The sequence below is a fragment of the Streptomyces sp. CA189 genome, from assembly GCF_056428985.1.
Window position 1 is genome coordinate 85,458 of the sequence record NZ_JBWJVM010000024.1, and the last position, 11,322, is coordinate 96,779.

Consider the following 11,322-nt stretch of genomic DNA (forward strand, 5'->3'; position numbering starts at 1 on the left):
CCCGTCACCGGATCACTCCGGCGGCGGGCGCTCCGTCGTGCCACGGTCCGGCCGGTCGGCCGCCGGTTTGGCCGGCCGGCCCGCCGACTGACGCCGCCCCGACCGCCACCGTGGTCTGATGGCCCGCATGCTCACCGTACGGCCCGCCGGGCCCTCCGACGCCGGGGACATCTGCGGGCTCCTCAACGCCATCGACCGGATCGAGATCGGCCGCCCGGAAACCGACCTCGGCGCCGTCGAGGCCGATCTGCACCACCCCGACGTCGACTTGGTGGCGGACTCCTTCCTCGCCTTCGAGAGCGGCCGGCTCCTCGGCTACGCCCTGGTGTGGGCCGACTCCGGCCCCGGCCGCGTCGACTGCCACTTCCGGGTCCTGCCGGGGCGCCGTACGGCCGCCGCCCGGCTGCTGGACCTGGTGGAGGCCAGGGCCCGCGAGCTGGCCGCCGGAGCCCCGCACCCCTACCTGTGGCTCGCGCCGAGCGGCGGGCGCACCCTCGACCCCGGCCTGCTGCCCGGCCGCGGCTACCGCACGGTGCGCCGCTACCGCGTGCTGACCCGAGCCCTGGGCCCCGCCGACGTGCCCCCGGCGGCGCCCGCCGGGCTGACCCTCCGCCCCTGCGACGGCGGCGAGAGCGAGCGGCGGCGCGCCCACGCCCTGATCGAGGAGACCTTCGCGGACCACTTCGGACACGTGGAGCGCCCGTACGAGCCCTGGCTCGACCACATCGACGGCCGCGGCCTGGACTGGTCGCTGGTGTGGATCGCGAGCCTGCCCGCGCTGGGCGACGCTGGGGTCCTGCTCACCCGCGACGACCGCACCAGCATGGGCTGGATCGGCTACCTCGGCGTCCGCGCGGAAGCCCGCGGCCGGGGCGTGGGCGGCTTCCTGCTGCGCCACGGCTTCGCCGCCTACGCCGCACGCGGCCGCGCCACCGTCGGCCTCGGCGTGGACACGGCCAACGCGACGGGCGCGCTCGCGCTGTACGAGGCGCACGGCATGAGGACGCACTACGCGGTGGACACCTGGGAGCGGCCGCTGTGACCGCCCGCCGTGCACTCGCAGGGGTGACAGGCGGGCGGCGCGAGAGTGCAATCGGTCCAACGAGGAGTGTGCGAGACCCCACGTAGGGTGACATTGGGCCCTAAGTGAGTCTTGGGATCCAGTAGGAGGCACTCCATGCGCGGAGCCACCCACGCCAAGTGGGCCGCATGCGCGGCGGCCGTCGCCCTCGCGGCGACCGCCTGCGGCGGCGGAAGCGACAGCGGCGGAGGCGGCGAAGCGGGAATCGTCAGCTCCTCGTGGGGTGACCCGCAGAACCCGCTGGAGCCCGCCAACACCAACGAGGTGCAGGGCGGCAAGGTCCTCGACATGATCTTCCGTGGGCTCAAGCGGTACGACCCCGAGACCGGCGAGGCGAAGAACTTCCTCGCCGAGAAGATCGAGACCACCGACAGCCAGAACTTCACGATCACGCTGAAGGACGGCTGGAAGTTCAGCAACGACGAGCCGGTCACCGCGCAGTCCTTCGTGGACGCCTGGAACTACGGCGCGGACGTCACCAAGAAGCAGAACAACTCGCCCTTCTTCTCCGACATCGTCGGCTACGCGGACGTCCACCCCGAGAAGGGCGACCCCAAGGCCAAGACCATGTCCGGCCTGGTCGTCAAGGACCCCAAGACCTTCACGGTCGCGCTCAAGGAGAAGTTCTCCACCTGGCCCGAGACCCTCGGCTACCAGGCGTTCTCGCCCCTGCCCAAGGCCTTCTTCACCGACCACGAGGGCTGGCTGAAGAAGCCCGTCGGCAACGGCCCGTACACGGTGGACTCGTACACCAAGGGCACCGGCATGAAGCTGCGCAAGTGGGACGCCTACGCAGGTGAGGACAAGGCGGTCAACGGCGGAGTGGACCTGAAGGTCTACACCGACAACAACACCGCCTACACCGACCTGATCTCCGGCAACCTCGACCTGGTCGACGACGTCCCGGCCCAGCAGCTGAAAAACGTCGCGAACGACCTCGGCGACCGCTACATCAACCAGCCGGCCCTCATCATCCAGACCCTCACCTTCCCGCTGTACGACCCGCAGTGGAGCAAGGAGGGCATGGAGAAGGTCCGCCGCGGCATCTCGATGGCGATCAACCGCGACGAGATCACCAAGCAGATCTTCCGCGAGACCCGCACCCCGGCCAAGGACTGGACCTCACCGGCCCTCGGGGACAAGGGCGGCTTCTCCGCCACCGCGTGCGGCGAGGCCTGCTCCTTCAACCCCACCGAGGCCAAGAAGCTCATCCAGGAGGGCGGCGGACTGCCCGGCGGCAAGGTCTCGCTGACCTCCAACGTGGACACCGGCTCGCACCGCGAGTGGATGGACGCCGTCTGCAACAGCATCAACAACGCGCTCGGTGAGGGCCCGGTCTGCACGGTCAACCCGATCGGCACCTTCGCCGACTTCCGCAACCAGCAGAGCAGCTTCAAGCTGACCGGCCCGTTCCGATCCGGCTGGCAGGCCGACTACCCCCTGATCCAGAACTTCCTGGAGCCGCTCTACTACACCGGCGCGTCCTCCAACTACGGCAAGTTCAGCAACCCGGAGTTCGACAAGCTCGTCGACGCGGCGAACCGCGAGAGCGACGCCGACAAGGCGACCGCCACGTTCAAGGACGCCGAGAAGATCCTCGCCGAGCAGATGCCGTCCATCCCGCTCTGGTACCAGAACGGCAGCGCCGGCTACGGGGAGCGCGTCTCGGACGTGAAGCTCAACCAGTTCAGCGTCCCGGTGTACGACCAGATCAAGGTCAGCTGACCCGCCCTCGGATCGAACCTGGAGCAGTCCATGGGACGTTATGTGATCCGGCGACTGCTCCAGATGATCCCCGTGTTCATCGGCAGCACGTTCCTGATCTTCTTCATGGTGTACGCGCTCGGTGACCCGGTCGCCGCCCTCTTCGGAGACAAGGCCCCCGACCCCGCCACCGCCGCGCGCATCCGCAAGGACCTCTACCTCGACCAGCCCCTGTGGAAGCAGTACCTCCACTACATGGGCCAGATCTTCCGGGGCGACTTCGGCACCGCCTTCAACGGCCAGAAGGTCACCGAACTCATGGCCTCGGCCTTCCCGGTGACCCTGCGCCTGACGATCGTCGCGATCGCCATCGAGGTCGTCGTCGGCATCACCCTCGGCGTGATCAGCGGCCTCAAGCGCGGCAAGTCCATCGACAGCGGCGTGCTCGTGCTCACCCTCGTCGTCATCTCGGTGCCCACCTTCGTGACGGGCTACCTGCTCCAGTTCGTCTTCGGCGTCAAATGGGGCTGGGTCCGCCCCACCGTCTCCCCGGACGCCCCCTTCAGCGAGCTGATCCTGCCCGGCATCGTGCTCGCGCTGGTCTCCCTCGCCTACGTCACCCGGCTCACCCGGACCTCCATCGCCGAGAACGTCAAGGCCGACTACGTCCGCACCGCCGTGGCCAAGGGCCTGCCCCGGCGCCGGGTCGTCACCCGCCACCTGCTGCGCAACTCACTGATCCCCGTGGTCACCTTCATCGGCACCGACATCGGCGCCCTGATGGGCGGAGCCATCGTCACCGAGCGGATCTTCAACATCCACGGCGTCGGCTACCAGCTCTACCAGGGCATCCTGCGCAACAACTCCCCGACGGTGGTCGGCTTCGTGACCATCCTCGTCATCGTCTTCCTGCTGGCGAACCTGCTCGTCGACCTGCTCTACGCGGTCCTGGACCCGAGGATCCGTTATGCCTGAGCCCGACCCCGAGCGCCCCGCCTACGATCCGCTGGGACCAGGACCCCACGAATCCATCGCCCCCACCGGCCAGGGCGGGGCCATGGATCTCGCCCTGGCGGAGGGGGAGTCCCTGGAGAAGGAGCTCGGGGGAGGCCCGGCAGGCCCCGCAGGCCCGCAGGAGAAGGCCCGCTCCCTGTGGTCCGACGCCTGGCACCAGCTGCGCCGCAACCCCGTCTTCCTCGTCTCCACGCTGCTGATCCTCTTCCTCGTGGTCATCTCCATCTGGCCCCAGCTCATCGCGAGCGGGGACCCGCTCCAGTGCGACCTGTCCAAATCCCAGCAGGGCTCCTCCCCGGGCCACCCCTTCGGCTACGACACCCAGGGCTGCGACGTGTACACCCGTACCGTCTACGGGGCCCGCGCCTCCATCACCGTGGGCATCTGCGCCACCCTCGGCGCGGCCCTCCTCGGCTCCGCGCTCGGCGGGCTCGCCGGGTTCTTCGGCGGCTGGGGCGACGCCCTGCTCTCCCGGGTCGCCGACATCTTCTTCGGCATCCCCGTGGTCCTCGGCGGCCTGGTCTTCCTGTCCGTGGTCACCAGCACCACCGTCTGGCCCGTCGTCGGCTTCATCGTGCTGCTCGGCTGGCCCCAGCTGGCCCGCATCGCCCGCGGCTCGGTCATCACCGCCAAACAGAACGACTACGTCCAGGCCGCGCGGGCGCTGGGCGCCGGCAACGGCCGGATGCTGCTGCGGCACGTCGCGCCCAACGCCATCGCACCCGTCATCGTCGTCGCCACCATCGCGCTCGGCACCTACATCGCCCTGGAAGCCACCCTGTCCTTCCTCGGCGTGGGCCTGCGCCCGCCCACCGTCTCCTGGGGCATCGACATCTCCAACGCCGCCTCCCAGATCCGCAACGCCCCGCACATGCTGCTCTACCCGGCGGGCGCGCTCAGCCTCACCGTGCTCGCGTTCATCATGCTCGGCGACGCGGTGCGCGACGCCCTCGACCCCAAGCTGCGCTGAGGAGCCCCGCACATGCTGCTCGAAGTGCGCGACCTGCACGTGGAATTCAAGACCCGGGACGGAGTCGCCAAGGCCGTCAACGGGGTCAACTACTCCGTGGCCGAAGGCGAGACCCTCGCCGTGCTCGGCGAGTCCGGCTCCGGCAAGTCGGTCACCGCCCAGGCCGTCATGGGCATCCTCGACATGCCGCCGGGCCGCATCGCGGGCGGCGAGATCCTCTTCAAGGGCAAGGACCTGCTGAAGATGAAGGAGGAGGAGCGCAGGAAGGTCCGCGGCGCCGAGATGGCCATGATCTTCCAGGACGCCCTGTCCTCCCTCAACCCGGTCCTGAGCGTCGGCGCGCAGCTCGGCGAGATGTACGAGGTCCACCGCGGGATGTCCCGCAAGGACGCCCGGGCCAAGGCGGTCGAGCTGATGGACCGGGTGAAGATCCCGGCGGCCCGGGAACGGGTGGGGGACTACCCGCACCAGTTCTCCGGCGGCATGCGCCAGCGCATCATGATCGCCATGGCGATGGCTCTCGAACCCTCGCTCATCATCGCGGACGAGCCCACCACGGCCCTGGACGTCACCGTCCAGGCCCAGGTCATGGACCTGCTCGCCGAGCTCCAGCGCGAGCTCAACATGGGCCTGATCCTGATCACCCACGACCTCGGCGTGGTCGCCGACGTGGCCGACAAGATCGCCGTCATGTACGCCGGCCGGATCGTCGAGGCCGCCCCCGTCCACGAGATCTACCAGCGCCCCGCTCACCCGTACACCCGCGGCCTGCTCGATTCCATCCCGCGCCTGGACCAGAAGGGCCAGGAGCTCTACGCCATCAAGGGCCTGCCGCCCAACCTGCTCGCCATCCCGCCCGGCTGCGCCTTCAACCCGCGCTGCCCGATGGCCCAGGCCGTCTGCCGCACCGACGTACCGCCGCTGGCCGAGGTCGCACCGGACCGCGCCAGTGCGTGCTTCTTCTGGAAGGAGTGCCTCGGTGGCTGAGTCCATCCTCGTGGTGGAGGACCTGGTCAAGTACTACCCGCTGACCCAGGGCATCCTCTTCAAGAAGCAGGTCGGCGCCGTCAAGGCCGTCGACGGGGTTTCCTTCGACCTGCGGGCCGGCGAAACCCTCGGCATCGTCGGGGAGTCGGGCTGCGGCAAGTCCACCGTCGCCAAGATGCTGGTCAACCTGGAACGCCCCACGTCGGGCGCGATCACGTACAAGGGCGAGGACCTCGCCAAGCTGTCCGCCAAGGCCCTCAAGGCCGTGCGCCGCAACATCCAGATGGTGTTCCAGGACCCCTACACCTCCCTGAACCCGCGCATGACGGTCGGCGACATCATCGGCGAGCCCTACGAGATCCACCCCGAGGTGGCCCCCAAGGGCGACCGGCGCCGCAAGGTCCAGGAGCTCCTGGACGTGGTCGGCCTCAATCCGGAGTACATCAACCGGTACCCGCACCAGTTCTCCGGCGGCCAGCGCCAGCGCATCGGCATCGCCCGCGGCCTCGCCCTCCAGCCCGAGATCATCGTCGCCGACGAGCCGGTTTCCGCCCTCGACGTCTCCGTACAGGCCCAGGTGATCAACCTCCTGGAGCGCCTCCAGGACGAGTTCGACCTCTCCTACGTGTTCATCGCGCACGACCTCTCGATCGTCCGGCACATCTCCGACCGGGTCGGCGTCATGTACCTGGGCCGGATCGTCGAGATCGGCACCGACGAGCAGATCTACGAGCACCCCACCCACCCGTACACCCAGGCGCTGCTCTCCGCCGTCCCGGTCCCCGACCCGTCGGCCCGCGCGGGCCGCGAGCGGATCATCCTCTCCGGCGACGTGCCCTCCCCGGCCAACCCGCCGTCGGGCTGCCGCTTCCGCACCCGCTGCTGGAAGGCCGAGGCGCGCTGCGCGTCGGAGGTCCCGCTCCTGGAGATCCCGGCCTTCCTCCCCGGCGGCCCGGCCGCCCACCCCTCGGCCTGCCATTTCGCATCCGAGCGGGCCGCCCTTCCGCCGGGCCCGCGGTCCGCCCCGCGGTCCGCCCCGCCGCCCGCCCCGCCGCCCGTACCGCCGCCCGTACCGCCGTCGGGACCGGTGTCGGGACCGCCGACCAAGGAGTGAGCCGAGGGCTCCCGGCACCGCTCATTTCTCGCCACAGCTGTGAACGGCACACGGTTCCCTCACAACTCGGTTTACATGCAGGCAACTTGACCGTTTCTGTCCCGAGATCTGGGCCGTGCAGCCTGGATCCCGTGCGGCCGTGCGGGTGCCGACAGCCGGCCGGGGAGGCGTACAGCCGCCCCGGCCGGCACTCCTGTGACCCCGGACGTGCGCGGCGTGCGCCCCTCGTGCTGCCGGAATCGATCGATGTGGCGGTACGGATAGTTATGATCCGTAGCGCACGGTGGGTATGACTCTGCCGAGCACCGAGTTGCGAGTACGCGAACCCGATGTCCGCTCGACGTGGAGGTGAAACGCCGTGGCACTATCGATCTCGGCCGTGGTGCTGCTGGCAGTCGTCGTCTTCCTGCTGGTCCGGCGTTCGGGCCTGAAGGCGGGTCACGCAGTGGTCTGTGTACTGCTCGGCTTCTATCTGGCGAGCTCGACCGTGGCTCCGACGCTCTCCCAGCTGACCTCCAACGTGGCGAGCATGATCAGCGGCCTCAAGTTCTAGCGGCGTTCCGGTTCCGGGGGCGGGGTCGCCGTTTCTCGTAGGGTGACCCCCATGAACGGTCTTCCCGCCCGTCGGCTCCTGCTCGTGCACGCGCACCCGGACGACGAGTCGATCAACAACGGCGTCACCATGGCCAAGTACGCGGCCGAGGGCGTCCATGTCGCATTGGTGACCTGCACGCTCGGCGAGGAGGGTGAGGTCATCCCGCCCGGGCTCGCCCACCTGACGGCCGACCGCGACGACACCCTCGGCGCCCACCGCGTCGGCGAGCTCGCCGAGGCCATGCGCGAACTGGGCGTCGCCGACCACCGCTTCCTCGGCGGCCCCGGCCGCTTCCGGGACTCCGGGATGATGGGCGCCGAACAGAACCGCCGGCCCGGCGCCTTCTGGTCCGCCGACGTGGACGAGGCGGCGGGGTACCTCGTAGAGGTGATCCGCGAACTGCGCCCCCAGGTCCTCGTCACCTACGACCCGGACGGCGGCTACGGCCACCCCGACCACATCCAGGCCCACCGCGTGGCCACCCGCGCCGCCGAACTGGCTGCGGAAGCCACGTACCGCCGCGACCTCGGCGCACCGCACGCCATCGTGAAGCTCTACTGGAACCGCGTGCCGCGCACGGTCGTCGAGGAGGGCTTCGCCCGGCTGCGCGAGGCCGGGAGCGAGGTGCCCTTCCCGGCGCCGGCCGCGCCGGACGACGTGCCGGGCGTGGTCGACGACGGGCGGATCACCGCCGAGATCGGCGGGGACGAGGCGGCCGAGCAGGCGTTCGTGGCCGCCAAGACCGCCGCGATGCGCGCCCATGCCACCCAGATCGCGGTGGACGGGCCCTTCTTCGCGCTCTCCAACGACCTGGCGCAGCCGCTGTTCACCCACGAGTACTACGAGTTGGCCGCCGGCCGGCCGGGCACCCCGGCGGGCGAGCGCGAGCGCGACCTCTTCGCGGGGGTGCGGGCATGAGCGGGCCGCCGTGGACCATGTCGAACCCGGGGCGGATCGCCGCCCTGCTGGGCCTGTTGGCGGCGGGCGTGCTGACCGGCGCGGCCGGCTGGCTCGTCGTCGACCTGTGGTTCCCGGGCGGACTGGTGCTCGCGCTGCTCGCGCTCTTCGGCCTGTTCCTCGGCGGCCGGATCGCCCTGGGCACCGGCATCGGCGTGGGCGCGGCCACCGCCGGCTGGTTCCTCGCCTACGTGATCCTCGGTGTCCCGCGGCCGGAGGGGGACTTCCTGCTCGGTTCGTCCGGAATCGGCATGTACGCCTACCTTTTGGGCGGAGTCGTGCTCGCTGTGATCTGCGCCACGATGGCCAGTCTGGGGGACCGGCCGCTTTCGGCCGCCAGGAACGCCAAGTGACACGGCGTCGGCCGCGCACGACGCGTTGACGAGCGGCTCGCCCGGTGCCCGCGCGGCCCCCCGGCAGCCGGGCGACAGGCGCTCGGAGGTGGTGCGGAGGGGGCGTTCAGGGGGTCAAGGGGAACCCTTCGTTCCCGGCGGCCGGGTGCACGCGTGCGGCGGCCAGTATGGTGGACCGGCCGCCGAGCTGCCCGCGCACGCTATGACGGGCGGCGGAGCCGATCGGGAGAACCTGCCTTGAGCCGTGAAACTGACAGTCCGTCCTCCGGGCCCCAAGGGCGCGGCGGAGCCGCCTACCCCTCGGGTACGCCGCCGTATGGATCAGGCCAGTATCCGTCCACGACAGTGCCCCCCGGTCCGGGCGCGGCGACCATCCCGGAGGAGAGTTCAGTGACCGCACCGCCCGCGAAGCCGTCCACACCCGATTCCGACGGGCCGAAGACGGAGACCCAGCTGACGACCCGGATCCGGATCAACATCCCGGGTTCGCGGCCGATTCCGCCCGTGGTCGTTCGCCAGCCCATGCCCGAAGTCGAGGCCGCCCCCGAGCCCGAGCCCGCCGCCCCGGCGGCCGCGCCGGAGCCGGGTCCGGGCGAGGACCCGGCCAGCAACTGGTTCGCACCGCGCAAGGCGGGCTCCGCGCCCGCCCCCACGCCCAACCCGGCGCCGGCCCAGGGCCCGGCTCCCGCGCGCGGACCGGCTCAGGCTCCGGCCCCCGCCCAGGCCGGCGCCCCGCGCTTCGACGGGACCCCGCCGGGCTTCGCCCAGAGCCCCGCCGGGCCGCGCCCCGGCGCGCCGATGGGCCCCGGCCCCGGTGCGCCGATCGGCTCCCGCCCCGGCGGTCCCGGTCCCGGCCCCGGCCCGATGGGCGGCCCCGCCCCCGCCCCGGCCCCGGCCGGCGGCCCGCGCTTCGACGGGACCCCGCCGGGCTTCGCCCAGAGCCCCGCCGGGCCGCGCCCCGGTGCCCCGATGGGCCCCGGCCCCGGCGGCCCCGGCGTCGGCACCGGTCCGGGCGCCGGCTACCCGACACCGCCCGCCGGCGCCGGCTACCCCGCGCCGCCGGCCGGACCCGGAGGCCAGGGCGGTCCCGGCGGTCCCCGTACGGGCGCCCCCGCGGGCCCCGCGCAGGGCCCCGGAGCAGGTCCCGCCGGCCCGCCGTCCGGCCCCGGAGCCGCGTACGGCCCCGGCGCCGATCCCGTCACCCAGGCGCTGCGGGCGCCCATCGTGCCCGCCCCGGCCTGGCCCGGCCCCGGCCGCGGCCCGAACGGGCCGACCGGCGGGCCCGCGCTGGGCTCCGTACCGGGGATCGGGCCGGAGCCGAGCTGGCCCGGCCCGGAGCTGGACTCCGCCGGACACCCGACGCCCGCGCCCGTCCCGGCGCCCGCGAACAAGGCCAAGCCCCGGCCCCCGGCCCCCGCGCCGGCCCCGGCCCGGCCCGCCAAGAAGGGCCGCAACAAGCTGGCCCTGCTCGGCGGAGCCCTCTTCACGCTGTTCGGCGTGGCCTACGGAGCCGGCCTGCTCCTCAACCACTCCGACGTCCCCAAGGGCACCACCGTCCTCGGCGTGGACATCAGCGGCACCCGCGACGAGGCCGTCGCCAAGCTCCAGACGGCCTTCGGCAACCGTGCCGCAGCCCCGCTCCAGCTCAACGTCGGCGGCAAGCCGGTCGAGCTGAAGCCCGAGAAGGCAGGCCTCAGCCTGGACAGCCAGACCACCGTCCGCAACGCGGCGGGCAGCGACTACAACCCCGTCACGGTCATCGGCTCCCTGTTCGGCAGCGAGCGCACCGCCGAGGCCGTCATGCCCACCGACGAGGAGAAGCTGCGGGTCGCCCTCCAGGAGCTCGCCGGCACCGCCGGCACCGCCGGCTCCGCCACCGAGGGCACCATCACCTTCGACACCGGCAAGGCCCTCGCCGTCCCCGGCAAGCCCGGCTCCACGCTCGACGTGGACGCCTCCGTCGGCATGGTCACCAAGGCCTTCCGCGACATGGTCGCCGGAGGCAAGGCCGCCACCGTCGAGCTCCCGGTCGCCACCAAGGACCCGGTCGTCGACCAGGCGGAACTGGACCGGGCCATGAGGGAGTTCGCCCAGCCCGCGATGTCGGCTCCGGTCGTCGTCAAGGCGGGCGCCAAGTCCATCCCCCTCGGCGCCAAGTCCCTGCCGAAGATCCTGAGCATGCAGGCCGTGGACGGCCACCTCGTCGAGAAGTACGACCTGGAAGCCCTCAAGACGGCCTACGGGAACACCTTCGACGGCGTCCTCATCATGCGCGGCACCGGCGAGAAGACCGCTGTCACCCCGCAGGACGTCGCCGGAGTCCTCGGCAAGGCGCTGCGCGGCAAGACGACCGCCGAGCGGACCGCGGTCATCGACACCAACCCGAGCTGACCACGCACGGACCGGAGCCCCTCCCCGAACGGCGGTTTCTAGGGATCGTCGCAACACGTGATCGTTTGTGTTAGGCGGCGAGTAGTTTATGCAGGCGCTCGGCTGGGGTTTCCCAGCCGAGCGTTTTGCGTGGTCGGCCGTTGAGTTCGGCGGCGA

At 71.7% G+C, this 11,322-nt stretch carries 10 protein-coding genes; all 10 read left to right on the forward strand.

The genetic code is table 11. The features are described 5' to 3' along the window. Positions 1–118: 118 nt before the first annotated feature. Positions 119–1,042, forward strand: a complete 924-nt coding sequence (locus AC061S_RS19875) for a GNAT family N-acetyltransferase (protein WP_478687296.1) — start codon at positions 119–121, stop codon at positions 1,040–1,042. Positions 1,043–1,177: 135 nt separating this feature from the next. Next, entirely contained in the window at positions 1,178–2,806 is a 1,629-nt protein-coding gene (locus AC061S_RS19880; RefSeq protein WP_478687297.1) for a peptide ABC transporter substrate-binding protein, read from the forward strand. A gap of 30 nt (positions 2,807–2,836) precedes the next feature. Continuing rightward, on the forward strand, positions 2,837–3,760 hold the full coding sequence (locus tag AC061S_RS19885; protein ID WP_478687298.1) for an ABC transporter permease: 924 nt from the start codon (positions 2,837–2,839) through the stop codon (positions 3,758–3,760). Further along, positions 3,753–4,769, forward strand: a complete 1,017-nt coding sequence (locus AC061S_RS19890) for an ABC transporter permease (RefSeq protein WP_478687299.1) — start codon at positions 3,753–3,755, stop codon at positions 4,767–4,769. Before AC061S_RS19885 ends, AC061S_RS19890 begins: the two co-directional genes overlap by 8 nt. Before the next feature lie 12 nt (positions 4,770–4,781). Then, positions 4,782–5,756: an ABC transporter ATP-binding protein gene (locus AC061S_RS19895; RefSeq protein WP_478687300.1), complete on the forward strand. Its 975-nt coding sequence runs from the start codon at positions 4,782–4,784 to the stop codon at positions 5,754–5,756. Continuing rightward, complete coding sequence (locus AC061S_RS19900; RefSeq protein ID WP_478687301.1) at positions 5,749–6,870, forward strand: ABC transporter ATP-binding protein; 1,122 nt, start codon at positions 5,749–5,751, stop codon at positions 6,868–6,870. Before AC061S_RS19895 ends, AC061S_RS19900 begins: the two co-directional genes overlap by 8 nt. A gap of 358 nt (positions 6,871–7,228) precedes the next feature. After that, positions 7,229–7,423 (forward strand): hypothetical protein, encoded by a 195-nt coding sequence (locus AC061S_RS19905; RefSeq protein WP_266904827.1) that lies wholly within the window; start codon positions 7,229–7,231, stop codon positions 7,421–7,423. A 51-nt stretch (positions 7,424–7,474) separates the two neighbouring features. Further along, complete coding sequence (gene mshB / locus AC061S_RS19910) at positions 7,475–8,383, forward strand: N-acetyl-1-D-myo-inositol-2-amino-2-deoxy-alpha-D-glucopyranoside deacetylase (protein WP_478687302.1); 909 nt, start codon at positions 7,475–7,477, stop codon at positions 8,381–8,383. After that, positions 8,380–8,775: a DUF6113 family protein gene (locus tag AC061S_RS19915; protein WP_478687303.1), complete on the forward strand. Its 396-nt coding sequence runs from the start codon at positions 8,380–8,382 to the stop codon at positions 8,773–8,775. Before mshB ends, AC061S_RS19915 begins: the two co-directional genes overlap by 4 nt. A 237-nt stretch (positions 8,776–9,012) precedes the next feature. Beyond that, positions 9,013–11,166: a peptidoglycan binding domain-containing protein gene (locus AC061S_RS19920; protein ID WP_478687304.1), complete on the forward strand. Its 2,154-nt coding sequence runs from the start codon at positions 9,013–9,015 to the stop codon at positions 11,164–11,166. Positions 11,167–11,322 lie beyond the last annotated feature (156 nt).